At 69.5% G+C, this 24,599-nt stretch carries 28 protein-coding genes and 1 pseudogene; 16 read left to right on the top strand and 13 right to left on the bottom strand.

Going from position 1 to position 24,599, the window contains the following annotated elements:
- Nucleotides 1-74: 74 nt before the first annotated feature.
- Nucleotides 75-800, bottom strand: a complete 726-nt coding sequence (locus ACTOQ2_RS23985) for a substrate-binding domain-containing protein (RefSeq protein WP_440102386.1) — start codon at nucleotides 798-800, stop codon at nucleotides 75-77.
- Between the two features lie 57 nt (nucleotides 801-857).
- Nucleotides 858-1,037 (bottom strand): annotated as a pseudogene (locus ACTOQ2_RS23980) (helix-turn-helix domain-containing protein); the annotation flags it as partial.
- 1,107 nt (nucleotides 1,038-2,144) lie between these two features.
- On the opposite strand from ACTOQ2_RS23980, the gene ACTOQ2_RS23975 reads away from it, so the two are divergent.
- A complete protein-coding gene (locus tag ACTOQ2_RS23975) occupies nucleotides 2,145-2,711 on the top strand; it encodes a DoxX family membrane protein (RefSeq protein WP_440102328.1) in 567 nt (188 codons plus the stop codon).
- A gap of 73 nt (nucleotides 2,712-2,784) precedes the next feature.
- On the opposite strand, the gene ACTOQ2_RS23970 is transcribed toward ACTOQ2_RS23975, so the two are convergent.
- Entirely contained in the window at nucleotides 2,785-3,426 is a 642-nt protein-coding gene (locus tag ACTOQ2_RS23970; protein WP_440102327.1) for a CGNR zinc finger domain-containing protein, read from the bottom strand.
- Between the two features lie 113 nt (nucleotides 3,427-3,539).
- Here ACTOQ2_RS23970 and ACTOQ2_RS23965 point away from each other — a divergent pair, with 113 nt between their 5' ends.
- From ACTOQ2_RS23965 to ACTOQ2_RS23945, 5 genes are all read left to right on the top strand, one after another.
- Nucleotides 3,540-4,082 carry a carboxymuconolactone decarboxylase family protein gene (locus ACTOQ2_RS23965; RefSeq protein ID WP_440102325.1) on the top strand — a complete coding sequence of 181 codons (543 nt, stop codon included), beginning with the start codon at nucleotides 3,540-3,542 and terminating at the stop codon, nucleotides 4,080-4,082.
- Nucleotides 4,083-4,267: 185 nt separating this feature from the next.
- A complete protein-coding gene (locus ACTOQ2_RS23960) occupies nucleotides 4,268-4,789 on the top strand; it encodes an HPP family protein (protein WP_440102323.1) in 522 nt (173 codons plus the stop codon).
- A gap of 37 nt (nucleotides 4,790-4,826) precedes the next feature.
- Nucleotides 4,827-5,462, top strand: coding sequence for a pyridoxamine 5'-phosphate oxidase family protein (locus tag ACTOQ2_RS23955; protein ID WP_440102321.1), 636 nt, complete (start codon nucleotides 4,827-4,829; stop codon nucleotides 5,460-5,462).
- 238 nt (nucleotides 5,463-5,700) lie between these two features.
- Nucleotides 5,701-7,131: a vanadium-dependent haloperoxidase gene (locus ACTOQ2_RS23950; RefSeq protein WP_440102319.1), complete on the top strand. Its 1,431-nt coding sequence runs from the start codon at nucleotides 5,701-5,703 to the stop codon at nucleotides 7,129-7,131.
- Nucleotides 7,132-7,273: 142 nt separating this feature from the next.
- A complete protein-coding gene (locus ACTOQ2_RS23945) occupies nucleotides 7,274-7,699 on the top strand; it encodes a tautomerase family protein (RefSeq protein ID WP_440102317.1) in 426 nt (141 codons plus the stop codon).
- A gap of 41 nt (nucleotides 7,700-7,740) precedes the next feature.
- On the opposite strand, the gene ACTOQ2_RS23940 is transcribed toward ACTOQ2_RS23945, so the two are convergent.
- Both ACTOQ2_RS23940 and ACTOQ2_RS23935 read right to left on the bottom strand, forming a co-directional pair.
- A complete protein-coding gene (locus ACTOQ2_RS23940; protein WP_440102316.1) occupies nucleotides 7,741-7,992 on the bottom strand; it encodes a hypothetical protein in 252 nt (83 codons plus the stop codon).
- A gap of 48 nt (nucleotides 7,993-8,040) precedes the next feature.
- Nucleotides 8,041-8,823, bottom strand: a complete 783-nt coding sequence (locus ACTOQ2_RS23935) for an alpha/beta fold hydrolase (RefSeq protein ID WP_440102314.1) — start codon at nucleotides 8,821-8,823, stop codon at nucleotides 8,041-8,043.
- 60 nt (nucleotides 8,824-8,883) lie between these two features.
- Here ACTOQ2_RS23935 and ACTOQ2_RS23930 point away from each other — a divergent pair, with 60 nt between their 5' ends.
- Nucleotides 8,884-9,237, top strand: a complete 354-nt coding sequence (locus tag ACTOQ2_RS23930) for a MerR family transcriptional regulator (RefSeq protein ID WP_440102312.1) — start codon at nucleotides 8,884-8,886, stop codon at nucleotides 9,235-9,237.
- 191 nt (nucleotides 9,238-9,428) lie between these two features.
- Here ACTOQ2_RS23930 and ACTOQ2_RS23925 read toward each other — a convergent pair whose 3' ends face one another.
- Both ACTOQ2_RS23925 and betA read right to left on the bottom strand, forming a co-directional pair.
- A complete protein-coding gene (locus ACTOQ2_RS23925) occupies nucleotides 9,429-9,608 on the bottom strand; it encodes a hypothetical protein (protein ID WP_440102311.1) in 180 nt (59 codons plus the stop codon).
- Nucleotides 9,609-9,714: 106 nt separating this feature from the next.
- Nucleotides 9,715-11,361 (bottom strand): choline dehydrogenase, encoded by a 1,647-nt coding sequence (betA, locus tag ACTOQ2_RS23920; RefSeq protein ID WP_440102309.1) that lies wholly within the window; start codon nucleotides 11,359-11,361, stop codon nucleotides 9,715-9,717.
- Between the two features lie 130 nt (nucleotides 11,362-11,491).
- On the opposite strand from betA, the gene ACTOQ2_RS23915 reads away from it, so the two are divergent.
- Entirely contained in the window at nucleotides 11,492-12,292 is an 801-nt protein-coding gene (locus ACTOQ2_RS23915; protein ID WP_440102307.1) for an IclR family transcriptional regulator, read from the top strand.
- A gap of 117 nt (nucleotides 12,293-12,409) precedes the next feature.
- On the opposite strand, the gene ACTOQ2_RS23910 is transcribed toward ACTOQ2_RS23915, so the two are convergent.
- A complete protein-coding gene (locus tag ACTOQ2_RS23910; RefSeq protein WP_440102306.1) occupies nucleotides 12,410-12,970 on the bottom strand; it encodes a YciI family protein in 561 nt (186 codons plus the stop codon).
- 147 nt (nucleotides 12,971-13,117) lie between these two features.
- Complete coding sequence (locus ACTOQ2_RS23905; protein WP_440102304.1) at nucleotides 13,118-13,975, bottom strand: SDR family NAD(P)-dependent oxidoreductase; 858 nt, start codon at nucleotides 13,973-13,975, stop codon at nucleotides 13,118-13,120.
- 188 nt (nucleotides 13,976-14,163) lie between these two features.
- Here ACTOQ2_RS23905 and ACTOQ2_RS23900 point away from each other — a divergent pair, with 188 nt between their 5' ends.
- The gene (locus ACTOQ2_RS23900; protein WP_440102302.1) at nucleotides 14,164-15,036 is read left to right on the top strand and encodes a helix-turn-helix domain-containing protein; all 873 of its coding nucleotides are present in this window, start codon (nucleotides 14,164-14,166) and stop codon (nucleotides 15,034-15,036) included.
- A 201-nt stretch (nucleotides 15,037-15,237) separates the two neighbouring features.
- Here the strand turns inward: ACTOQ2_RS23900 and ACTOQ2_RS23895 are convergent, their stop codons facing one another.
- Together ACTOQ2_RS23895 and ACTOQ2_RS23890 are read right to left on the bottom strand one after the other, a co-directional pair.
- Nucleotides 15,238-15,840, bottom strand: a complete 603-nt coding sequence (locus ACTOQ2_RS23895; protein ID WP_362694354.1) for a response regulator transcription factor — start codon at nucleotides 15,838-15,840, stop codon at nucleotides 15,238-15,240.
- 19 nt (nucleotides 15,841-15,859) lie between these two features.
- Entirely contained in the window at nucleotides 15,860-16,924 is a 1,065-nt protein-coding gene (locus tag ACTOQ2_RS23890) for a sensor histidine kinase (RefSeq protein WP_440102384.1), read from the bottom strand.
- Nucleotides 16,925-17,397: 473 nt separating this feature from the next.
- On the opposite strand from ACTOQ2_RS23890, the gene ACTOQ2_RS23885 reads away from it, so the two are divergent.
- The 7 genes from ACTOQ2_RS23885 to ACTOQ2_RS23855 all read left to right on the top strand — a co-directional run bounded on the left by ACTOQ2_RS23885 (nucleotide 17,398) and on the right by ACTOQ2_RS23855 (nucleotide 21,844).
- Nucleotides 17,398-18,282, top strand: a complete 885-nt coding sequence (locus ACTOQ2_RS23885; RefSeq protein WP_440102382.1) for an ABC transporter ATP-binding protein — start codon at nucleotides 17,398-17,400, stop codon at nucleotides 18,280-18,282.
- 33 nt (nucleotides 18,283-18,315) lie between these two features.
- Nucleotides 18,316-19,035 (top strand): ABC transporter permease, encoded by a 720-nt coding sequence (locus ACTOQ2_RS23880; protein WP_440102299.1) that lies wholly within the window; start codon nucleotides 18,316-18,318, stop codon nucleotides 19,033-19,035.
- Nucleotides 19,036-19,142: 107 nt separating this feature from the next.
- Nucleotides 19,143-19,616 carry a carboxymuconolactone decarboxylase family protein gene (locus tag ACTOQ2_RS23875; RefSeq protein WP_440074187.1) on the top strand — a complete coding sequence of 158 codons (474 nt, stop codon included), beginning with the start codon at nucleotides 19,143-19,145 and terminating at the stop codon, nucleotides 19,614-19,616.
- Nucleotides 19,617-19,770: 154 nt separating this feature from the next.
- On the top strand, nucleotides 19,771-20,694 hold the full coding sequence (locus ACTOQ2_RS23870; RefSeq protein ID WP_440102297.1) for an RNA polymerase sigma-70 factor: 924 nt from the start codon (nucleotides 19,771-19,773) through the stop codon (nucleotides 20,692-20,694).
- Nucleotides 20,695-20,836: 142 nt separating this feature from the next.
- Nucleotides 20,837-21,163, top strand: a complete 327-nt coding sequence (locus tag ACTOQ2_RS23865) for a PadR family transcriptional regulator (protein WP_440074183.1) — start codon at nucleotides 20,837-20,839, stop codon at nucleotides 21,161-21,163.
- A complete protein-coding gene (locus tag ACTOQ2_RS23860) occupies nucleotides 21,160-21,516 on the top strand; it encodes a DUF1048 domain-containing protein (protein ID WP_440074181.1) in 357 nt (118 codons plus the stop codon). The genes ACTOQ2_RS23865 and ACTOQ2_RS23860 overlap by 4 nt, the downstream gene beginning before the upstream one ends.
- A 1-nt stretch (nucleotide 21,517) precedes the next feature.
- Nucleotides 21,518-21,844: a DUF1048 domain-containing protein gene (locus ACTOQ2_RS23855; RefSeq protein WP_440074180.1), complete on the top strand. Its 327-nt coding sequence runs from the start codon at nucleotides 21,518-21,520 to the stop codon at nucleotides 21,842-21,844.
- A 160-nt stretch (nucleotides 21,845-22,004) separates the two neighbouring features.
- Here the strand turns inward: ACTOQ2_RS23855 and ACTOQ2_RS23850 are convergent, their stop codons facing one another.
- Together ACTOQ2_RS23850 and ACTOQ2_RS23845 are read right to left on the bottom strand one after the other, a co-directional pair.
- Entirely contained in the window at nucleotides 22,005-23,567 is a 1,563-nt protein-coding gene (locus ACTOQ2_RS23850; protein WP_440102295.1) for a pectate lyase family protein, read from the bottom strand.
- A gap of 434 nt (nucleotides 23,568-24,001) precedes the next feature.
- Nucleotides 24,002-24,397: a winged helix-turn-helix transcriptional regulator gene (locus ACTOQ2_RS23845; protein WP_440074177.1), complete on the bottom strand. Its 396-nt coding sequence runs from the start codon at nucleotides 24,395-24,397 to the stop codon at nucleotides 24,002-24,004.
- Nucleotides 24,398-24,599 lie beyond the last annotated feature (202 nt).

Raw genomic sequence — 24,599 nt, 5'->3', positions numbered from 1 at the left:
CGGGAAAAAGCGACGGCCGGCACATCGTCTGTGCCGACCGGATGGAGCGCTGATCCGAAAGAGTCGTGGGCCTTTTACGACAGGCTTGCCTCGGCCTGCAGGGTCCGCATGCCGGTACGGGTCTGGGCCACGGTGCCGCGCGCCTTGCGGACCAATTCCAAGAAGGCGGAGACCGCGGGTGACAGCCACGTGCTGCCCGCCCAGAGGGCCTGGACGTAGGTGTCGGTGCGCGGCAGATCCTCCAGCACGGTCAGGCCGTCTCGGGTCAGGTCGGCGTCGATGGCCGTCTCGGGAACCATGGCGACTCCCAGCCCGGCCCCGGCCAGGGAGAGCGCGCTGCGGGTGGAGCCGGTCTCCATGATCGGGGGATCGATGCCGTACTCGACCTTGAGATGGCGCAGCAACACCTCCTGGGCGGCGCAGTCGGGATCGACGACGAGCACCCGCTCGACACACGGACCGGGCCGCTCTGGAAGGAGGGACGCCGGGGAGGAGGGGGAAAAGGATAGGCCGACCGGCACCAGCGGCACCCTGAACAGCGACTGGCGGCTGATACCGGGAATGCGGGGGACCTCGTCGGCCGGATCGGTGGTGAGCGTGAGGCCGATGTCGATGTCGCCCGCGGCGACGGCGTTCTCTATCTCGGCCGCGGCCATGACCTTGGGCGAGACCTGCACGCCGGGATAGCGGTAGCGGCATTCCCGGACGAGTTCGCTCATCTCGTACTCCATCAGCAAGACCGTGGAGCCGACCACGACCCGGCCGGCGGCCTCCCCGCTGGACCTCATCGCTGTAGACATCTCATCCATGACTGAGAATATTTTCCCGACATAAACCCGGAAAGTCTCTCCAGCCGTGGTGAGCCGCACCCCGTGCGGGAGCCGATAGAACAACGGTGCGCCCACCCTGTTTTCGATGGCGCGTATGTGCGTGGTGACGCTCGACTGTGAATATCCAAGGTTTTTTGCGCTTCTGGTGAGACTTCCTGTTTTGGCGACGTCCCAGAATGTTTTGAGTTGGTACAGGGTCAGGTTCATGGCTCCCCGCAGCAAAAGGCCACCTGATAGCTCTTTGTAATGCTTGTAATGACTCTCTACCGTTAGGAATGTTTGCACGAGGTGACCCTTTTGGCAATAGGCCCCCAGGGGGCGCCCTCGCGAGTAAGGGTCGACCGAGAGTCACATATCAAGATCACTTTTTTTGGTGACCCGTTTTCGTCCGCGAGACCGGCGCCGCGCCCGGCCGGATGTGAGACGGCCACGACGGCGCCCCCTGGCGGCGGCCCGATCTTCGAGGCCCATAGTAGTGAAGAGGCTTGTCACGGCGCCGGCCGGTCGATGGACGGCCTCTGGGAAACTCTCACCGCCCCGGTTTCCTCGGCGCGTGGAGGGCGGGCAGGGTCGAAGAGGGCTCGCCGGAGGCGACGACGACCATCCGGTGCCCCTCACCCCGCGCACGGTCACGATCCGTGACACCCCCCGCCCGGAAATTACCTTTCCGGAAACAGGAGGCCAACTTCGCCGTTTGAGGCGATCGCGAGGGTTCGATGCTGAGCGCGCGCTCAGCCTCAGGGGTGCGAACAGGCCGAACGGCCGCGTTTCCGAACCGGGTTGCACGGCTCGCCCATGGGGGTCACCCCTCCTTGGGGCTTCCCGGCGGAGAAGAAGAGTTCATCGCGTCGTCGCGTGTTCGCCATGCGGCAAGGCCGTACCCCGAAAGGCGACGGCGGACGCCCATGGGGCCGGCGCCGTCTTGCGATCCTCGAAGGGGCGGCGTGGGCCGGCTCGCGGTGGATCTGACCCGGACGCGCCAGAGGCGTCGTCGAGACCCGTCGGAGACCGGGCGCCAAGCGGCACCGTCGGATCCGGCCGACGACGCCGCGCGCACAGATCGGCCACCCCGATCTCAGATATCGAAGACGCGGACGCCGCGGGCCACGACACGCGGCTAACGTCCGGGGTGCGCAAGGGCACGTGGCGCATCCCGGGCCGGCCTCCGTCCTCACCATGTGGCGGCCTTTCCCCCGTGCGTTCCGTCCTTCCTGCCGCACCGCGGACCTTTCCGCGCCTCCCGGGCCGCACGCCGTCGAACGTGCGGTCGCCCCTGTCTCCGGCTGGCCCCGGAACGACCGAAGGACGGGTCACATGAGCTCTGCCATGGAACATGCCCACCGGCGCGCGACGTCCGGCGCCGCGGCCCTCGCGGCGCGCTACCGCCCCTTCAGCGACACCGCCCTGCGGATCAGCGTGGGGGTGGTCTTCGTGTGGTTCGGCGCCCTGAAATTCATCCCGGGCGCCAGTCCGGCCGAGGACATCGCCGCCCGGTGCATGGGGGTGCTTTCCTTCGGGCTGGTCCCCGCCGAGGTCAGCCTGCCGTTGCTGGCCGTCATGGAGGTCGCCATCGGCCTTGGCCTGATCACGGGCCTGCTGCTGCGGACGACGCTCGCGGTGTTCTTCGTCCACATGAGCGGCGTCTTCGCCACGCTCGTCATCGCGCCCGACGCGGTCTGGGAGCACGGCACGTTGCTGGTGCCCACGCTGGAGGGGCAGTACATCATCAAGAACATCGTGCTGGTGTCGGCCTGTCTCGCGGTCGCGGCCAGGCTGGGACCGCGCGCCGTCGCCTCGGGCGGCACGCCCGCCCCGCCCCTTGCCGTCGACCCGGACCACAGCGTGCCGGCGGCCGGGCAAGAGGTCCGGTCGGTGCGCTGAGCGCGGCCCACCGGAGGTGGACGGCTCGGCCCTGGCGGGGCGGGAACCGTGCGCTCCCACCCTGCGGACGGCGTCAACGGGTCTGCTTGACGTTTTTGTAGTGCCGTGCGGCCCGCGCACGGTTCCCGCACGCCGCCGAGCACCATTCCCGGCGAGGGTGGTCCTTCAGGAAGTACAGCACGCACCCTGGAGCGTGACAGGCCTTCAACAGGGCGATGTCCGAACCACCGAGCAGATCGACGGCCTGCTGGGCGATCTCCGCGCGCGCCGTGGCCATCAGGTCGGCCGAGCTGCGCGCCAGCGCCTGCGGTCCCTCGCCCCACGACAGCTCACGCCAGCGCGGCACCACCCGCACCTGCCGGTTGATCACCTCGACGGCCGCCGCGGTCTCCGCGGCCCCCACGGCCCCCACTGTCCCCGTGGTCCCTGGCGGCATCTCGGCACGCTGGACGGCCGCCTTGATCAGGGTGCGGACGGCGTCCCTGAGCGCACGGGTGGCCGCCAGGTCCTCGGCGGTCACCGACAGCAGATCACGGTCGTCGAACGGCACGGCGAACCGATCCCGCTGGTCCCGAAACCAGGCGGCCACATGCTCCACCCGCTGCAGTCCGTCCACGAGGGTGCCGCGCACGGCATAGCTCGCGTTCGCCAATTCGATCGGCAGGGGCTCGCCCAACATCGGGGCGCCCCCGCCCTCAAGCCTTTCCACTCTCATCTTCTAATGGTACGCCTGCCTTGCAGGCATGAGAAAGGTGTGTCATGCTTCTAACGAAAAGAAGGCCGACCAACCGTTATATACAGGCGGTTGCCAACCCCCCGGAGGACCGTATGTCCCACCTGCCGATCATCGACCCCGAGACCGCCAAGGGCCCCGCCGCGGACCTGCTCGCCGCGGTCCAGAAGGCACTCGGCGTCACTCCGAACATGACCAAGGTGATGGCCAACAGCCCGGCCGTCCTGAAGGCCTACCTGGAGTTCTCGGGGGCGCTCGGCGCGGGCGTCCTGCCGGCGGGCGTTCGTGAGGGCATCGCGCTCGCCGTCGCCCAGGAGAACTCCTGCGACTACTGCCTGTCGGCGCACACCTACATCGCCACCAACCTGGCGGGCCTGAACGAGGCCGAGGCGCAGGACGCGCGCCATGCCAGGTCCGCCGACCCCAAGACCACCGCGGCGCTCAAGCTCGCCACCACCCTGGTCCGCACCCGCGGCAGCCTCGACGACGCCGACCTGAAGGCCGCCGCGGCGGCCGGCCTGGACGACGCCGAGATCGCCGAGGTGATCGCCAACGCCGCGCTCAACATCTTCACCAACTACTTCAACAAGGCAACCGACGTCGCCATCGACTGGCCGCTGGTCAGCCACAACAGCTGAGCCCCGCGACGCCGGAAAGGTCAACCGTCGCGTTCCACGGACCGGACGGCTTTTCTCCGGGCCGGGTCGGCCGGTTTCCCCCCCGTACCGGCCAGACCGCCCGCCCGCGAGCACCGCTGCCGTCTCGGCAGGGTGCTCGCGGGCACTCCTCCGCCTCATCGCCCTCGCCTCGACAAGGAAAGCCGATGTCCGACCAGACCGTCACGGCGGCCGCGAGGCACAAGCTCGCGAGCCGAGCACCCGCCCGGCCCAAGATGGCCGTCACCACCGTCGCCACCCTGGGGGCCGTCCTGGCCCTGCTCGCCCTCGTCGCATTCGGTGCCCTGCTGGACCAGGCCTGGCTGATCCCCCCGCTGGCCGCCAGTGCCGCCCTGGTCTTCGGCGCGCCCGCCCTGCCACTGGCGCAACCACGCAGCGTGATCGGCGGCCAGCTGCTGTCCGCGCTCACCGGATTCACCGTCCTGGCCCTGTTCGGTCACTCCAACTGGGCCGCGGCCGTCGCCGGCGGCCTGGCCCTCGGTGTCATGACCCTCGCCCGGACGCCGCACTCACCCGCCGCCGCCACCGCGGTGATCGTGGTCGTCCAGCAGTCGCCCCCGGTGCCGTTCCTCCCGATCCTGGCCGCCGCGACCCTCGTCCTCGTGGTCGTCGGCCTCCTCGCCGGACGCACCGGGGTGACAGCGCGCTACCCCACCTACTGGTGGTGAACAACACCGACCTCGCCGTCCAGCCAGGAGGGTTACAGTGACCAGCCGCTACGCCCAGCTCGCGTTCACTCCGCCGGTACGCGCCCGACAGGTGCGGCACGGCAGCCGCACCGCGTACGCGCGAACCGAACAAGGACCCTCCGAGGCCGACCGGCTCACCTACCAGGAGGCCGACTTCATCGCCTCCCGAGACAGCTTCTACCTCGCCAGCACCGGCGAGAGCGGTTGGCCCTACGTGCAGCACCGCGGCGGCCCGCCGGGCTTCCTTCACGTTCTGGACGGCGCCACCCTCGCCTTCGCCGACTTCCGCGGCAACCGGCAGTACATCACCACCGGCAACCTCCACGGCAACGACCGGGTGGCACTGCTGCTCATGGACTATCCCAACCGAAGCCGGCTGAAGATCCTGGGCACCGCCGCCTCCGAGGAAGACCCAGCCCCCGACCTCCTGAGCGTCGTCACACCGGCCGACCACCGGGGCGTCGTGGAGCGGGTCATCCTCATCACCGTCGAGGCCTACGACTGGAACTGCCCCCAGCACATCACTCCCCGCTACAGCCTGCAGGAGGTGGAGGCCATGGCACAGCCACTCCACCTTCACCTCGTCCACCTCGAACGGCGAATCGCCGACCTCGAGGCGGAGAACACGAGGTTGCGCGCCGCAGCACGCTGAGACGACGCCACCCAGGGGCCCCGCGCCGACCGCGCGGGGCCCCTTTCGGCATGCCCGCACTCCTCGGCACCTCATCAAGAATGCCGATTTCTCGCATCGAGGAGGCGACCGTCACCCACCCCCCCGGACAACTAACTTCGGTTGCGGGACGACACCCGAGGCACAGCCCGGCGATCGCCCCCGCCCACACCCGCCGACCGGCGCGTGGCCCCTCTTCCGGCTCCGGAAAGGACCCGGCATGCCCAGCTCCTCCCCCTCCCGCCTCAACGGCAGGAAAGCCCTGACAGCGACGATCCTCCTCGCCGCCCTCACCGCCGCCATCCCCGGCCAGGCGGCTCTCGCCGCGGACTACCCGACCGAACCGCCCGGCTACCACACGATCAACCCGGTGGAGTCGGTTCCCGCCGAGGTGGCGAAGAAGGCGGGCCCCGACCACGTCCTGTTCTGGGAGCGCGCCATGCTCCAGGCCACCCGGGAGGCGGGCGGCATCGTAGGCCCGATCACCCGCGCCGGCGCCCTCATGAACATCGCCGTCTACGACACCGTCAACTCCATCTATCCGGTCGGCAAGCCGTACCTCAGCCGCTCCCGCGAACTGTTCCGTCGCTTCGGCGCCCTCGACTCGGCGATCGACCACGCCGCCTACAACGCCCTCAAGGCCGCCTTCCCCACCGTCAACCTCGACGACGACCTCGCCGCGGCCCTCGCCCTGCCCAGCTCGGCCAGTGCCGGCGACCGTGAGCTCGGCAAGGTCCAGGGCACGCGCATCGCCAAGGCACTGATCGCCCACCGCGCCAACGACGGCTCGGCCGACACCACCCCCTACGTCCCGAACATGGCCCCCGGCCACTGGCGTCCGACCACTCCGGGCGTCGCCCCCGGCGCCCCCAACTGGGGCAAGGTCAAGCCCTGGGTGATCGCCTCCTCCGACCAGTTCCGCCCCGCCAAGCCGGGTGGCCTGGAGACCACCGAGACCCTGCTGCCCAGCGACATCTACGCCGAGAACCTGAATGAGGTCAAGGCCCTGGGCGCCGCGAACTCCACCGTCCGTACCGCGGACCAGACCCAGATCGCCCGGTTCTGGGCCAACGACCTGGACGGCACCTACAAGCCCACCGGCCAGCAGTACGACCACACGCTGGTCGTACTGAAGACCTACAAGCCGAAGGCAAGCTCCTTCTACACCGCCAAGCTCTTCGGAGTGCTGTCCGTCGCCCTCGCCGACGCCGCGATCGTCGCCTGGGACGCCAAGTGGAACACCGACTTCGACCTCTGGCGCCCGCAGAGCGCGGTGACCCTCGCCGACAACGACTACAACGACAAGACCGTCGGCGACCCGAACTGGCTGCCCCTGTCCTCCAACGCCAACGGCGTCAACTTCTCGCCGCCGTTCGCGGCCTTCCAGTCCGGCCACTCCACCTTCGGCGCGACCTGGGCCGGGATCATGAAGAACTGGTTCGGCACCGACACCATGCCCTACAAGGGCACCACCGACGACCCGAACGCCAGTGGCGTCACCCGGAACGTCGTCTCCTTCAGCTCCGCCGCGGCCGAGAACGCCATCAGCCGCGTCTATAACGGCGTCCACTTCCGCTTCGACACCGTCGCGGGTGTCGCCGGCGGGCAGAAGATCTCCGCCTACGTCTGGAACGCCCGCCCGCTCGGCTGACCATCGCATCCCGCGATGCCTGCCCTGTGTCCGCTTTCGCCCACCCGGCGGGAGCGGACACAGTGCTTCCCCTCGGTCATGACGGCTTGAAAACAAACCGTCGTAACCACTTACCCAACCAGAGCACGATCAGGAGCAGGCCATGCCGTTCGTCCAGATATCGCTGTATCGCAGCCAGCACGGCCGTGCCCGCCAAGTGGGCGACCGCGTACACCAGGCCATGGTCGAGACCCTCGATATCCCTGCTGATGACAAGTTTCAGATCCTCACCGAACACAGCAGCGGCGAACTCGTCTACGATCCCTCTTTTCTCGGCATTGACCGCACTGACGGGATCATCATGATCCAGATCACGCTCGCCACCGGGCGCAGCCGTCAACTCAAAGCCGCACTCTTCGCTCGCATCGCCGAGCTCCTCGCCGAGACTCCTGGCATCCGCCCCCAAGACATCTTCGTGACCTTGGTCGAGGCATCGGCGGAGAACTTCTCCTTCGGCAACGGTGAAGCCCAGTTCGCCTACCATCTGCCCCCGCATCTTGCCTCCGCTCCAGAGAGGCACGGACAGTAGTCGAGTACACCCATCACCGAAACTGTCCGCATGCTGTGGATTCACCGTGCTGCTGTACGCCGGGGCCCGGGGGACCGTGCGGTTACGGCGACCGGAGCGATGCCGAGGGTTTTGCCGGTGGCCTCGGTGTCCAGGTCGAGGAAGACTCGCAGCGCCGCCACCTCCCGCTGCCGCCTGGGCAGGCACAGGGCCGCCATCAGCGCGGGGTCGATGCCCTGCGCCTGTTGGTGTCCTTCGGCGTCCTGGTCGGCCAGGGCGCCCCGGCACCACCTCGCCGAAGCGGTGGCCACCAAGCGCGGATCCCACCGACGGCGTGCTCGGCGACCTCACCGACGGCTTCCTCAGAGCCCGTGCTCGGCCAGGAACTTCTCGATCGTCTCCTGCCACTCGGCGGGCCGTTCGGCCATCACCACGTGCCCCGCGTCCACCTCGGCGTATCGCGCCCCGGGGATGTGGTCCGCCAGGTAGCGGGAGTTGGCCGGGTCGACCAGGATGTCGCGGGTCGCCGCGATGACCAGTGTCGGCACCGTGATCCCGGCCAGGTTCTCCCGGGTGTCGGCGGACCGGCCCAGGGCCGCCTGCTCCACCACCCCGAGCGGCGGTCCGGCGGGGCCCGGCTCCAGCAACTCGGCGAGCTGCTCCTCTGGCAGCCCGTTGAGGAACTCGACGCTGAAACCGTTCACCGTACGCATCCTGGCGAACCCCTCGGCGTCGCCGCGGTTCAGCAAGTACTCCCAGAGCCCCAGGGAGAGGTCGATCTGGTTGTCGGCCTTGGCGAAACCCGCCGTCAGCACGAGCCCCCGTACCCGTTCCGGGTGACGGGCCGCGGCCCGCACGGCGACGGTGGTGCCCAGGGAGAAGCCGATCACGGTGAAGGTCTCCACCCCGGCGTCGACTGCGCGGGACACCACCGCGTCGGTCAGCTCGTCCAAGGTGAGGCCCGCGGCCGCCCGAGGGGTGGCGCCCGACCCCGGGTAGTCGGAGCCGACGACGGTGTGACCCTCGGCCAGGACCGGTATCAACGCCCCGTAGTTGTCCGCGACGCTGCCGCTCGCGCCGTGTGCGAGCAGGATGCCGGGGCCGGAGCCGACGACGGTGGTGACGAGATCAGGAATCCGTTTCATGCGTATGAGGTTGAGGCTTCACATCGGTGTAAAGGTCAAGTCCTTCCTGGAGGGAATGCGATGTGGATCGGCGAACTGTCCCGGCTGACCGGTGTGAGCACTCGCTTGCTGCGCTACTACGAGGATCAGGGCCTCCTGCATCCCGAACGGGACGGCAACGACTACCGCCGCTACCGCCCCGAGTCCGTCGAGCGGGTCGGGCGCATCCGCGAGTTACTCGCCGCGGGCCTTCCCACCGACACGATTCGCGACTTCCTGCCCTGTGCCGAGAACGGGCCGGAACCTTCCGGCTGCACCCGCTACACCGACATGCTGGACTCCCACCGCACCCGCCTCGCCCGGGACATCGCCGAGCTCCAGCGTCGCCACGAGGCCCTGACCGCCTACACCGACGCCCTGCGCCCCTCTGACTGAGAGGCCCTCGGCCCGGCAACGTGTCCGGCCGTCCCACGGGAAGAGACTCCGCCCGTACGGCCGGAGTGGACGGGAGAGCCGCCCCTGGCCGTCCTGGAACAGCTGCGCGGCAACAGTGACGAGGAGGAAGGAACGGATTGACGTACCGCCGTGCCGCGAACCTCGGGGCGCAGGCCGTCGAACACGATGGATCAACGGAATGCGGCCGGCGCGACCGGCTGCCACTTGCGCCACGCGGCAAGTCGTTCCTCGTACTCGGCCGCGACCGGCTCGAACGACGTGCCGAAGAAGACCCGGGCCGGCGGGTCGTCGGTGTCGGCCAACTGCAGGATCGGCCCGCGCGTCGCCTTGGGGTCGCCGAGTTCCCACACGATTTCGGTGGCCGCGCGAGCCCGGGGTGATGGTCGCGGTCGTCGACTCTCACCCATGCCTTCGCATTGACATCGCCTTGCACAACAACCGAACGACCGGTGAGTGTCAGGGCCGTTGAGCCGTGCCGTCGCGGTGCCGGTAGAAGTCCGCGTGCTCGGCGGCGAGCGGGGTGTTGCCCAGGATGAGGTCGGCCGCCTTCTCCGCCACCATCATGACCGGCGCGTAGATGTTGCCGTTGGTCACGTACGGCATCACCGAGGCGTCCACCACGCGCAGCCCCTCGAGACCGTGGACCCGCATCGACAGCGGGTCGACCACGGACATGGCGTCGACGCCCATCCTGGCGGTGCACGAGGGGTGCAGCGCGGTCTCGCCGTCCCTGGCCACCCAGTCGAGGATCTCCTCGTCGGTCTCGACGCCGGGGCCCGGTGACAGCTCCCCCGCGTTGAACGCGTCCATCGCGGGCTGGTTCAGGATGTCGCGGGCGATCCGGACGGCCTCCACCCACTCGCGCCGGTCCTGGTCGGTGGACAGGTAGTTGAAGCGCAGCGCCGGGTGGACCGCGGGGTCGGTGCTCGTGATCTTCACCGAGCCGCGCGAGTCGGAGTACATCGGCCCGATGTGAACCTGGTAGCCGTGCCCGCCCGCCGGCGCGGAGCCGTCGTAGCGGACCGCGATGGGCAGGAAGTGGAACATCAGGTTGGGGTAGTCGACGTCGTCGTTGCTCCGGGCGAAGCCGCCCGCCTCGAAGTGGTTGGTCGCGCCGGGGCCGCTGCGCAGGAACAGCCACCGCGCGCCGATCAGCGGCCGGTTGCGCCACTTCATCGCGGGCTGCATCGACACCGGCAGCTTGCAGCCGTACTGGATGTAGACCTCCAGGTGGTCCTGGAGGTTCTCACCGACGCCCGGCAGGTCGTGCACGACGTCGACGCCGAGGGCGTCCAGCTCGGCGGCGTTGCCCACCCCGGAGAGCTGCAGCAGCTGCGGGGTGTTGATCGCGCCGCCACACAGGATCACCTCGCCCGCGTGGACCGTCCGGCCGTCGTACTCGACGCCGACGGCGCGCCTGCCCTCGAAGAGGATGCCGGTGACGTGCGCCCGCGTCCTGACCTCCAGGTTGGGGCGGTTCATGACCGGGTGCAGGTAGGCGCGGGCGGCCGACAGGCGGCGACCCCTGCTGATGTTGCGGTCGAAGCGGGCGAAGCCCTCCTGGCGGTAGCCGTTGACGTCGTCGGTCAGCGGGTATCCGGCCTGCTGCACCGCCTCGAAGAAGGCGCCGAACAGCGGGTTGCGCACCGGCCCGCGCTCCAGCACCAGGGGGCCGCCCCGCCCGCGCCAGGGATCGGCGGGGTCGGCGGCCAGGCAGTTCTCCATGCGCTTGAAGTACGGCAGGCAGTGGGCGAAGTCCCAGGTCTTCATGCCCTCGTCGGCACCCCAGCGCTCGTAGTCCATCGGGTTGCCGCGCTGGAAGATCATCCCGTTGATGCTGCTGGAGCCGCCCAGCACCTTGCCCCTGGCGTGGTAGATCCGGCGGCCGTTCATGTGCGGCTCGGGCTCGGACTCGTACTTCCAGTCGTAGAAGCGGCTCCCGATGGGGAAGGGCAGCGCGGCGGGCATATGGATGAAGACGTCCCACGGATAGTCCGGGCGGCCCGCCTCCAGCACCAGCACCCGGTTGGCGGGATCGGCGGACAGCCGGTTCGCGAGGGCGCTTCCCGCCGAGCCGCCCCCGACGATGACGAAGTCGTACATGTCTGCCTCGCCTCGTTCAGCAGGAGGTAATGCCCAAAATTGTAGCGAATAGCGCAATAAGCTGCACCATTCGCAACGGCGATTGTTCCTCCGGTGGCATTCGCTGCCCCCCAGCGCCTACAGTCCCGCTATGGGCAACGATCTCCTCGGCGGCCGTACCGCCGACAGCAGTGGCGGAGTCCAGTCCGTCGACCGGGCCATCACCATCCTGGAGATCCTCGCCGAGCGCCGCGAGGCCGGGGTGAGCGAGATAGCCCAGGAGATATCGGTGCACAAGTCGACGGCGTTCCGGCTGCTGGGCGCGCTGGAGTCACGCGGCCTGGTCGAGCAGGCCGAGGAGCGGGGCAAGTACCGCCTCAGTTTCGGGATCATCCGCCTCGCGGGCGGGGTGGCCTCCCGGCTCGACCTCACCCAGCAGAGCCGCCCCGTCTGCCGCCGTCTCGCCGAGGAGATCGGCGAGACGGTCAACATCGCCGTGCTGCGCTCCCACTACGCGGTCAACCTGGACCAGGTACGCGGCCCGGCGGCGGTCACCACGCACAACTGGGTCGGGGAGCTCACCCCGCTGCACGCCACCTCCAGCGGCAAGGTCCTGCTGGCCCACCTCGACGACCTGCACCGGGCCCGGCTGGTCGCGGCGGGCGGCCTGAAGCCGTACACCCCGCACACGATCACCTCGGCCGCCGCGCTGGAGACGCAGCTTCTCCAGGTACGCGAGCGGGGCTACGCCGTCACCGTCGAGGAGTACGAGATCGGCCTGAACGCCGTCGCGGCCCCCATCCGCTCCCATGACGGCGAGATCGTCGCCGCGGTCAGCGCGTCCGGCCCGGCCTACCGCTTCAGCGAGGAGCGGCTGCACGAGCTGGCGCCGGTCATGATCGCCGGCGCCCTGGACATCAGCCACCGCCTGGGCCACACCGAACGGATCTGAGCGCCCGGTCCTTCCTGGTCGCCGTACGCCACCCCAGGGACCCCGGCGGCCCCGAGCCCCGCTTCACCGCGGATCGGGTGAGCCGCGGCGCCGCCATGCCGTCGCGGCGGCGTGCCGTCATCGGCCGGGCGAGCGCTGGGCGGGTCTGCCGCCGAAGCGCCAGGGATGGACCTCCGTGCGGCCGCCGCCGGCCGGCAGCAGTGCCGCGGCGGCTTCGCGGTCCGGCGCCTCCACCACGGCCGCCCGGCCGATCCGCGCCTCGCCGTCGAGGGCGAGCAGCTCGCCGCACACGATCATGTGCCTCGACGGGGCCGGCACGGGGCCGGACCCGCCCATGGTGATCACCAGGAACCGGCCGTAGCCGGCGACGGCCTCGGTGAAGTCCCACATGGTGCGGCCCAGTGCGTTGCGAAAGCGGCACAGCAGCACCGACTCGAAGACTCCGCCGCGGTGGTAGGGCTCCGCGTAGGCGAACGTGCGGGCGGCGTCCGCGTCCGGAAGGTCGACGATGTGCAGGCTGCCCGTCGACACGGCCTCGTCGCCGTCGCCGGTCAACGTGGGGCCGCGGGCGACCAGCGTCTCCCCGTACCCGTCCATGAAGGACCAGTGCTCCTCGCTCAGGCTCATCTTGAGCTCGAAGGCGCCGGGGCGGTCACGACCGTATACGAAATACTCCACGACCGTGCAGCCTAGATGATCGTGGCGGCGGCCCCTCGCGTACGCCGGTGGGTTCGCCACCGGCGTACGCGAGGCCGGTCGGTGCCGATCCGGGCGCGGGGGCAGGCCGAGTCGTGATCACTTTCGGCGCCGACGGCCGGCCCCGGGCTACGGCTGAGGGAAGTCCGTGGTCTGGGCCAGCTCGCGGCCGGCTTCGATGTCGGCCTTGAGGGCTTCGACCTTGCCTCCGGCGTAGGAGTAGGCGTCCGATCCCAGGAGCCGGCGAAGCGGCCCGTCGCCGGAGACGGCGAGGGAGATGATCGCGGCGGCGCCCTTCACGGGGTCGCCGAGCTGGCTTCCCTGCAGGTCCAGGTGGTTCCTGGTCATCTCGCGGATGGACTCGTAGCCCTCCGTCGTCGAGACCGGCAGCGCCAGCGAGTCGCTCGTCAGGAAGCTGGTCCGGAAGTAGCCGGGCTCCACGACGGTGACCTTGACGCCGAACTCCGCGACCTCGCCGGTGAGCGCCTCGCTCAGACCCTCCAGCGCGAACTTGCCCGCGCAGTAGAGGCCCCAGCCCGGAAGGGCGACCAGGCCGAGCACGGAGGAGATGTTCAGGATGTGGCCGCTCCTCCGGGTCCTGAAGATGGGCAGCACCGCTCGCAGCACGTTCCACAGCCCGAAGATCTGGACGTCGAACATCCGCCGGGCCTCGGCGTCGGTGGTCTCCTCGACCGAGGCCAGAAAGCCGTAGCCGGCGTTGTTGACGACGACGTCGAGACCTCCGAAGCGCTCGGTGGTGCGGCGAACGGCCTCGGCGACCGCGGTCTCGTCCGCGAGGTCGACGTCGAGAGCCAGCAACCGCTCGGTGTCCACGCCCCCGAGGGCCTCGGCGAGGCGCTCGGTCGAGCGGGTGGTCGCGGTGACGTTGTCGCCACGCTCGAGCAGCTGCCGCACGAGCTCGAGGCCGAGGCCACGGGAGGTACCCGTGACGAACCAGGTCGCCGGAGTGCCGGTGGGGTAGGTCATGTCGATCGTCTCCTCGATGGTGGGCCGGTGTTCCGCCGCCGGGCCCCGCTCGGCGGCGGCATGGACTCCAGTCTTCGTGGTGAGATCACCCCGAGGAGGGCCACAACCTGCCCTTCTCATCCTCGGACCGGACAACCTAGGACGCGGCGGACCAGGTTGATCCGTGCAGTTCCTGCGAGAATGTGGGCATGACGGTGGGTAACAGGGAGCTCGCGGACTTCCTCCGGCGCGCTCGGGGCAGAGTCGACCCGTCTCGCACGGGGTTGCCGGCCGACGGCCGGGTCCGGAGGGTGCCCGGACTCCGCCGCGAGGAGGTTGCGCTGCTGGCCGGGGTCTCCACCGACTACTACACCCGGCTGGAGCAGGGCCGGCCGATCACCCCGTCCGCCGGGGTCCTCGACGCGATCGCCCGTGCGCTCGGCCTGGACGCGGCCGGCCGCGATCACCTCGGACACCTGGTCGGACCCGTCTCCGGGGCGCGCCGCCGCGTCCCCACCGTCCAGAGGGTCCGCCCGGGGCTCCACCGGTTCCTCGACGCCCTGGACGGCAACCCGGCACTGATCCTCGGCCGCCGGACCGATGTGCTGGCCACCAACCGCATGGCCAGGGCCTTGCTGACGGACTTCGACGCGCTCCGGCCGCGGGAACGGAACTACGCGCGGTGGATGTTCCTCACCGACGAGGCGCGAGACCTCTTCCTGGACTGGGACGTGCAGGCGCGCGCGGCCGTCGAGAGCCTCCGGCTCGACATCGGCAACGACCCCGGCGACCAGGCCGCGAAGGATCTCGTGGCCGAACTCGCGGCGCGCAGCCCCGAGTTCCGGCGGTGGTGGGAGGAACACGGCGTGTATCGGCGCACGTTCGGCTCCAAACACCTCCGGCACCCGGTCGCCGGAGAACTGACGATCGACTACGAGACGTTCACGATGCCCGGCGATCCCGATCAGACCCTCTTCGTCTACACGACCGAGGCCGGGACGGCATCGCGGCAGGCCATGGATCTCCTGGCCGGCTGGGTTCTTTCCGACGGCGCCGCCGGACGCGGACGGCGCACCGGGTAGCCGGCGCAGTGCCGGCTCACGGCCTTCTCCACGGGGGCGGTGATCGTCTCTTTTCGGCTTTGTCGCTCGGCTCGGCTCGGCCACGGCGAAGGCCGTGGGTCACAGGCCGCCGCCGTCGTCGGGGGTCTGCTCGGCGAGGTGTGAGCGGGGTGCCGATCCGAGGGGCCCCGGCCGTCGGTTCGGTGGCCTGTTCGGCCTCGCTCACAGCCAGTCGTGTTCACGCGCGTACCGCGCCGCCTCGTGCCGGGTCCGGGTCTGGGTCTTCTGCATCGCGTTGGAGAGGTAGTTGCGCACCGTGCCTTCCGCCAGGTGGAGCCGGGTGGCGATGTCGGCGACCGAGTAGCCTTCGCCGGTCACTCGCAGCACGTCGAGCTCGCGGTCGGTGAGCGGGCAGTCGTCGACGACGGCGCGGGCGGAGACGTCCGGGTCGATCCATCGCCTGCCCTCGTGCAGGGTCTTGATGACGGAGACGATGTGCGCCGGTTCCGCGGACTTGCTGACGAAGCCCTGGACGCCGAGCTTCAGCGCCTTGCGCAGCACGCCGGGCCTGGCGTGGCGGGTCAGCATGAGGATCACCTGCTCCGGCAGCGCACGGCGGATCTCCGCGACGGCATCGAGCCCGTCCACACCGGGCATCTCCAGATCGATGACGAGCACATCGGGCCGATGTCGCAGCGTGGCCTGGACGGCCGCCCCGCCCTCCTCCGCTTCGGCGAGCACGGTGATCTCGCCCTCGAGCGGGAGCAACGCCGCCAGCGCCTTGCGAAGGAGTGCCTCGTCGTCGGCGAGCACCACGGTGGTCATCGGTCGTCCTTTCCCCGTTTCAGAGAGCGGCGCCCGAACGGCCGTGCGGGAATGCCGCAGCCGTCAGGAAACGCCCGTCCTTCTGCTCCACCGTCAGCTCGCCTCCGTTGCCCACCACTCGTTCCCTGAGCGTGGCGAGCCCCCGCAGTTCGGGGAGCGGAGCCTCTGGCGCGCCGTCGTTGACGATGGTGATGCCCGACTCCGACAAGGTGATGCGCACCTGCCCTGCCTGCGCGTGCCGCAGGATGTTGGTCGTCGTCTCCCGCAGGACCTGGCCGAGCAGCTCGCCCACGTGCGCGTCGACCTCGGCCTCACGGTCGACGCGCACGTGGATGCCCGCGGCCTCGAAGAGGTTCTTCGCGTTCTCCAGCTCCGCGGACAGGTTGAGCCGTCGCTGTGCGTAGGCGAGCTGCTTGGTCTGGGTGATGGTGTCGCTGACCAGGGCATGCACCTCGCGTAGTTCCTGCTCCACCCGTTCGGGGTCGCTGTGCACCAGCCTCTGGGCCAGCGCGATCTTCAGCTTCACCACATGGAGCGTGTGGCCCTGGATGTCGTGCAGATCACTGGCGAAACGCATGCGCTCCCGGACGACGGCCAGCTCCGCCGCACGTTCTCGTGCCTCCTCCAGCTCCGCGACGAGGCCGTAGAACCTCTGGTTGGGGAACATGAAGCCGGTCAGCACCGCTGTGACGCCCGCGGGAACGATGACGTACCCGATCAGAACGCCGGAGACGTCCTCCTGTGTGATCAACAGCCTCGCCGCGCCTACGGCGGCGACGTAGGCGGTCAGCCCCAGGGCCGCCGCGCCTCGGTGGCGCGGTAGCTGGGGAACGGTGAGGGAGCCCACGACCGAAAGGCCGTAGAACGACGTGCGGCTGTCCATCACCAGCACGCCGAGGAGCCACACGGCCGCGGTGATGATCAGGCAGGGAAGCGCGACGCGGGAGATGTCGCGCGCCGCCCACCACACGAAGGCCACCAGGGCCGCGACCACGCCCAGGCCCAGGACGACGGCCTGCCACCAGGTCTCGGCATCCCTCGCCACCAGCAGCGCCCCTACGGCGGCGAGCAGCGGGAGGAACATGACGAGATTGAGCCTGCGCAGCCGATCCCGCGACGCCTCGGCGTGCTCGGACCCCGTGTGTGCCGCCCGTACCGGCCTCACCGGCCCTCACCCGGTCGCCGAGTCGTCGGGCCGGGCACCGGAACCGCCGGAGCGCTCGCCGCGGTGAGTGTCTCGGCCGTCCACCTCGGCCACCGGTCCTCCTGCGGCCACGACTCCGTGCCGTCGGGAAAGGGGCCGGCACCGAGGCGGTGCGGGAGGAACGCCGCGCAGACCGGGAGAAGGACGGTCGTTCTCCCGGTCAGCGGCATGCGCGGGGGCCTGGTGTCCATGGGTGGCCCTCCGGGATCGAACGACTGAGTCCGCCCAGTATTCTTCCGGCCCCGTGACGACACCAGTGACGCTGCGTCATATGTCAGCCCCAGGAATGTCATGGCGAGGTCATGACGTGGCCGCACTGCCCGGTGAGCGCGGCGGCTGCTGAGATCGACGACATGTCCTCGACACCGGTCATCGACGTTGAACGTCTGAACATCACCTACAACGACTTCCACGCCGTGAAGGACCTGTCCTTCCAGGTACGGCGAGGGGAGCTCTACGCGCTGCTCGGCACGAACGGGGCGGGGAAGACCTCGACCCTGGAGACCGTCGAAGGTCACCGCAGGGCCACCTCGGGCACCGTGCGGGTCTTCGGGGAGAGCCCCCGCGACCGGCGGGCGGTGCGGCCCAGGATGGGCATCATGCTGCAGGAGAGCGGATTCTCCCCGGACCTGACGGTGAGGGAATCGGTTCGGCTGATCGGAAACCTCACCCGGCGCGCGGACACGGTCGAACGCGTGCTCGGCATCGTGAATCTCACCCGCAAGGCCGGCACCAAGGTGTCCCAGCTCTCCGGCGGCGAGAAGCGACGTCTGGACTTCGCCACCGCCGTGTACGGAACGCCTGAGCTGATCTTCCTGGACGAGCCCACCACCGGGTTGGACATCCAGTCCCGGGACGATCTGTGGGACACCGTGGGCAAGCTGCGCGAAGACGGCTCCACCATCGTTCTCACCACGCACTACCTGGAAGAGGCACAGCAGCACGCCGACCGCATCGGCCTCATGCACAAAGGCATCCTCCACCGGGAGGGGACCGTCTCCGAACTGACGCAGACCATGCCCGCCGCCATCCGCTTCTCCCTGCCCGTCCCCGCCCCCGCACCGCCGCTGCAGGCCACCCGCGACAGCGACGGCACGTTCCTCATCGAGACCTTCGGCCTGCAGAAGGACCTGCACACCCTGCTCCGCTGGGCGCAGGACCACTCGGTGGAGCTGCGGGGACTCCAGGCCGGGCCGACCCGGCTCGACGACGTCTTCCGCGCCATCGGCAGCGACTAGCCACCCCGAACCTTCCAGGAAAGGAGCTTCGCCATGCTCTCGATCGCTCTCAGCGAGCTGGTCCAGATCTTCCGCAACCGGCTGGTTCTGGTCACCAGTCTCATCATGCCCGTGGCCGTCAGCGGGTTCTTCATCTACCGGCACGAGGTCTTCGCGGCCCTGGGCAGCCTCGGGTACATCGCGGCGATAATGATGTTCACCGTGGGGGCGTTCGGGCTCTACACCACTGCGGTGACCACCCTGGCCTCACGCCGGCAGAACCTCTTCCTCAAGCGGCTGCGTTCCACCGCGGCCGGCGACACCGGCATCCTCTCCGGGCTGCTCCTGCCGATCACCGTCATCTCGCTGGTCCAGGTGGTCGCGATCATGACCGTCCTGGCCATGGTCGCGAGCGGGCCGGACAACGTCCTCCTCCTGGCGGCGGCTGTCCTGTCAATGCTGATCATGATGCTCGGCCTGGGACTGGCCACGGCGGGAGTGACGAACTCCCCCGAGCACGCCCAGGTGACCACGCTGCCCGTCAGCCTCGGCGCCATCGCCGTGGCCAGCTGGGTGGGAATCACCGGCACCGAGGACCTCACCCTGCTCAAACGGCTGCTTCCCGGCGGCTCGGCCACCGAACTGGCCGTCAACGCCTGGAACGGCGGTGTTCCCGTCACGGACTCCCTGATCCTCCTGGCACCCACGCTGGGCTGGGTCGTCGTCGCCGTCGTGCTGGCCTCCCGGATCTTCCGCTGGGAGCCGCGCCGATGACGACGCCCGGCGGCCGGGAGACGCAGGTCACGTTCGCCGGTGTCACAGGGAGCCGGGCCGCCTCGTCTCAGAGGGTGTAGCCGTCAACGACAACGGAGGGGCACACCATGGACGCGAGACTGAACTACTTCACCGACCCGACCGCCGGCAAGATCCTCAAGCACTTCATGGCGGCGGGCAAGGCGCTCAAGGAGTCGCCGCTGCCGGCCGCCACGCAGGAGCTGGTGGCGCTTCGCGTGAGTCAGATCAACGGTTGCGCCGTCTGCCTCGACATGCACACCAAGGAGGCCGTCGCCGCCGGCGAGTCCCCGGTGCGGCTGAACCTGGTCGCGGCGTGGCGCGAGGCCACGGTCTTCACCGAGGCCGAGCGTGCCGCGCTGGAGCTGGCGGAGGAGGGGACCCGGGTCGCGGACGCGGCCGGGGGGGTCGGCGACGAGGTGTGGGCGCATGCCGCCAAGCACTACGACAACGAGCAGCTCGCCGCCCTGGTGATCCTGGTCTCCTTCATGAACACGGCGAACCGGCTGAACATCATCACCCGGCAGCCGGCCGGTGACTACGAGCCCGGGCAGTTCCACTGAACGGCGTCGGCGACCGGCTCGGGGTCCGGCTGCGGGCCCCGAGCCCCCGGGCTCGGGGCGTTGCTCCGGCCCGCCGGCGGCCTGGACGATCACCAGAAGATGCGCGCGCCGGTGAGTACGGCCGGGCGAGAGGTTCGAGGGGCGGGGACCGGACGTGAGCAAGGTCGAGGAGTTCGAGGAGCTGCGGCCGCTGCTGTTCTCGATCGCCTACCGGATTCTGGGCAGTGTCGGCGAGGCCGAGGACGCGGTGCAGGAGACGTGGCTGCGCTTTGACGGCTCCCCGGCGCGCCCCAGGTCGGCCAGGGCCTTCCTCGCGGCCACGGTGACCCGGGTCTCGATCGACGTGCTGCGCTCGGCGCGGGTGCGGCGGGAGGAGTACGTGGGGCCGTGGTTGCCCGAGCCGCTGCTCGGCGACCCCTACGAGGATCCGGCGCGGTCGGCGGAGCTGGCCGACTCGGTGTCGATGGCGGCGTTGCTGCTGCTGGAGCGGCTCAGCCCGCTGGAGCGGGCGGTCTTCGTGCTGCGGGAGGTGTTCGGCTTCGGATTCGACGAGGTCGCCTCGGCGGTGGGACGGTCGGAGGCGGCGTGCCGGCAGCTGCTGGTGCGGGCGCGGCGCCACATGGAGGCTGGGCGGCCACGCTTCGAAGCGGTCCGCGAGGAGCGGGAGGAGCTGGCGTCGCGCTTCTTCGACGCCCTCCGCGAAGGCGACGTCGCCGGCCTGCGGGACCTGCTCGCCGCCGACGTGTCGATGGTCGGCGACGGCGGCGGCAAGGCCCCGCAGCTGGCCAGGGCCGTCGTCGGCGCCGAGAACGTGGCCCGGCTGCTCGCCTCCGTCTTCCCCCGGCTGGCCCGGGTCGACGTGACGTTCGAGCCGCACGAGGTCAACGGCGAGCCGGGCGCGATCTTCCGCGACCGGGACGGCAGGGTGCTCCACACCCTGGCGCTCGACGTACTCGACGGGCGGATCCAGACGATCCGCTCGGTGATCAATCCCGACAAGCTCGGGCACGTGGGCCCGGTGGCGGACGCCTGGGCGATCGACCGCGAGGTGAGACGGGCACACCGGCCCACGAGATGACCGCGCCGGCCGGCCACGCCGATGGTTCGAATCGCTTCCGCAGCCTGTGCTCGCCGCTCGCCGGGCACCGGTCTACTACTCTGTGATACTGTATAGTGGTACTCGGTACCACCAAGTACCGGGAGACCGAAGAGGACCCGCGATGGACGACCTGACGGAGATGCTGAAGGGCACGCTTGAGGGCTGCGTGCTTGAAATCATCGGCAACGAGGAGACCTACGGGTACGCCATCACGCGCCGACTGAACGAACTCGGCTTCGCCGACGTCGTCGAGGGGACGGTTTACACCATCCTGCTGCGCCTGGAGAAGAACAGGCTCGTCCAGGTGACGAAACGACCGTCCGGGCTGGGCCCGCCACGCAAGTTCTACGCGCTCAACGACGCGGGGCGCGAAGAACTCGCGACGTTCTGGGCGAAATGGGAGTACGTCACCTCACGGATCGACAAGCTCAAGGAGGGCGGGAGATGAACTTCTGGGAGACCATCACCGGCAGCGATCTCACCAGGGAATGGAAGGCGCTCGAAGCTCGGGCCGAGGCGTTGCCCGCCGGTCACCGGGCGGCGTGGGGAGAGATCAAGGGTCACCTTTCTCCCTACTCGGACTTCACCGGTCGAAACCTGATGCCGATTCTCGACGGTGTTCTGGGACTGCTCGAAGAGACGGCGGCCGACGGGCAGAGCGTTCACGAGGTGCTGGGTGACGACATCGGGGGCTTCTGCGCGGCGCTGGCCGGCGGAGAAGGCGGTCGGAGCCATCGCGACCGGTGGCGCGAGCAGCTGAACAGGAACGTCGCAAGGAAATTGGACCGGCTGGGAGGCTGACGTGGGCATCCAGGACATCATCGAGGGCAAGAGGCAGTGGCGGGCGCACGTGGCGCGGGTCAAGGCGCTCCCGCCGGACTACCAGATCGTCTACAAGGAGATTCAGAGGTACCTCTTCAAGGTCGGCCCGGTCGACCTGCCTGACGGGTCCCTGCTCTCAGGGATCATCGATTTCTTCGAGGAGGGCGTCGCGGCCGGCAAGGGAGTCCTGGAACTCATCGGCAACGACGTCGCCGCCTTCTGCGACGACCTGATCAAGGACTCGCGCACCTACGCGGACATCTACCAGGAGTCCATCAGCGGGGAACCCGGCATGGCCGGGAAGTGACAACCGTCGACCCAACGCGACGCCACACCGGCCGAAGCAGCCCGCCGCCGCTGGACGCGGCCCCTTCGGGCCCTCGACCGTCCATGCCCGAAGGGGGCGGGGGCCTTCGTCCGATGGCCCCCGCCCCCGTCACCGGTGATCGGTGGTGGAACTCGGCCCACTACCCGGCGTAGGTCTCGAACTCGGCGACCCTCGGCGTGCCGGTCGAGCCGGCGATCCTGAAGGTGATCTTGCTCAGCGAGGTCGGGGTGAAGGTGATGGCGCCCGCCCCGCTGCCGGACTTCAGCACGGCGCCGTTACCTGCGTTGACGAGCTGCCAGGAGCCGATGACGCCCGCGGAGCCTGACGCCTCACGGATGACGACCCTGGAGACCGTCCTGGCGGAGCTCCACTTGATCGAGATGTCACCGGTCGAGCCGGCCGGCGACCAGTAGGTGCTCAGGTTGCCGTCGCGCACATTGCCGTAGCTCGTCCCGTCGGCCTTGCTGGAGCCGTCGGAACCGGCCCCGATGCTGAGGTTGGGCCCGCCGGGTGAAGGGGTGATCGTCGGCGTGGGGGTGGGCGTGGGGGTCGGCGTCACCGTGGGCGTCACCGTCGGGGTCGGCGTCGGCGTCTGCGGTGAGCAGCTGCCGTTCGACACCCGCATCCCCTTGTTGGCGCCCGCCGTCTGGCGGACGATGTCCGGCACGCAGCTCGCCCCGTCGAGGCTGTAGGAGTACGGGACGCTGACGGTGGTGTTGGACTGCGGGTTGGGGCCGGCGGGGGCGTTGTCGCTGCCGGGGGCGGACCAGGTCACGTTGTCGAAGATGTTGCCGGCGACCTGCCAGTAGCCGGCCTCGCTGGTGTAGAAGGTGCCCAGGACGTCCTTGGAGTCCTTGAAGTAGTTGTTCTCCACCTTGGCGCGGGCCCCGGCCCGGGAGTTGATGCCCGACTCGTGGAGGTTTGTGTAGGAGTTGTTGTAGATGTGGGCTATGCCGCCACGCAGCAGGGGCGTACGGGAGTCGATGTTCTCGTACAGGTTGTGGTGGAAGGTGATGAAGCCGTTCGAGCGGTCGCTCTCACTGGACCCGATGAGCCCGCCGCGGCCGGAGTTGCGCAGGGTGCTGTAGGACAGGGTCACGTACTGGACGTTGTCCTTCATGTCGAAGAGGCCGTCGAACCCCTCCGACTCGCCGCCCGAGGCCTCCAGGGTGACGTGGTCGACCCAGACGTTGCGAACGGTGCTCTCCATGCCGATGGCGTCGCCGCCGTTGGAGGTGGGCGAGCCCGACTTCTTGACGTTCCTGACGGTCACGTTCTGGATGATGATGTTGCTGGAGTCGCGGATGTGGATGCCCAGCTGGTCGAAGACGGCGCCGTTGCCGACCCCGATGATCGTGACGTTGCTGATCTGCTTGAGTTCGATCACACCGGCGGCGGTGTTGCAGCTCTCGCCCGACACCTTGGCGGTGTTGCCGTGGTTGATGGTCCCCTCGACCTCGATGGTGATCGGGGTGCCGGCGCTGGCCCGGCCGCACAGCGCCGCGTGGATCGCGGTCCCCGTGGTGGCCCGCACCGTCTGCCCGCCCGCGCCGCCGGTGGTCCCGCCGTTGGCGGTCGCGTAACCGGTGGCGCTGCCGACCGCCGCCGACGCCTGGATCGCCGGCACGGCCACACCGACCGCGGCCGCGGTGACCGCCGCGGCCAGGGCCGCCTGGAGTCGCAACGCGACTGCTCGTCTCATCCTTGTCTCACTTTCGTCGTCGGATACCGAATGCGTTCTTCTTCGTGCGATCGATGCCGGAGGCCTGCTGCCGCGCGGGGCCCGCGCATCGGGCTTGTTCCGGGATCACGCCGGCACCCGGGGACCGGTACCGGCGGCCACCGGCGGGGGGCAGAGGCCGGCACCGGTGCCGCCTCTCCTGAACCGGGTAGAGGGCACACGAATCCACATAGATCGGTACGGAAAGCGCTTTCCGGTCATTTGAACCATAGCGTCGGCCGTCAAAAGGCGTCAATGGAGAGAGTGAAAGCTGCAACAAACCTGCACACGCACATGTGAGCCCGGTACGGCGTTCCGCTTCCGCATGCCGGCCGGGCGACGAGGCGTCACAGTCGCGGCGCCAATCGCCGCCGGCGCCTCCGGCCCGGCCGGCCTCCTCAGCCCTGCCCGCCGTCCTACCGGGTGAGGGTGTCGAAGCGAGCCCGGTTCTCGCGGATCTCCAGGTGGTGGTCCACGGCCCACGCGGCCAGGGCGAGCACGGTGTCCAGCAGGGTGGCTCCCAAAGGGGTGAGAGCGTATTCGACCCGCGGCGGGACCTCCGGATAGGACGTGCGCTCGACGAGGCCGTCACGCCGCAGGTGGCGGAGCGTGAGGGTGAGCATCCGCTGGGAGATGCCGGGAACGGAGCGGTAGAGGTCGGTGTAACGCCGCGGGCCGTCCTGGAGGGTCGCGATGACAAGCGTGCTCCACTTGTCGCCGGCGCGCTCGAGGACCTCCCGGATGAAGTCGGTGTCGTCGGGCCACAGAGCACAGGGGCCCGCGGCCGGACGGGCAAGGCGGGCATCGCTCATTTCACACCTTCACGTTCGGTACGAACACCTGTGTGCCTTTTGTAGGGGTTCCGATTCTAACGCATCATGTCGCTACCGCACTGATGAGAGGAATTGGAGGTCACAGCCCCTCAAGGCTTCCGGAGGACGTCCTGGGCCACCTGCTCGACCTCGGCCCGCGGGTCCTGCCCCAGAATCCCCCCCGACGACGAACGACCTCATC

The sequence above is a fragment of the Streptosporangium sp. H16 genome (assembly GCF_051918855.1).
Classification (GTDB): Bacteria; Actinomycetota; Actinomycetes; order Streptosporangiales; family Streptosporangiaceae; genus Streptosporangium.
Note: the sequence above shows the minus strand (reverse complement) of the source record. Positions and strands in the feature narration are given on the sequence as shown.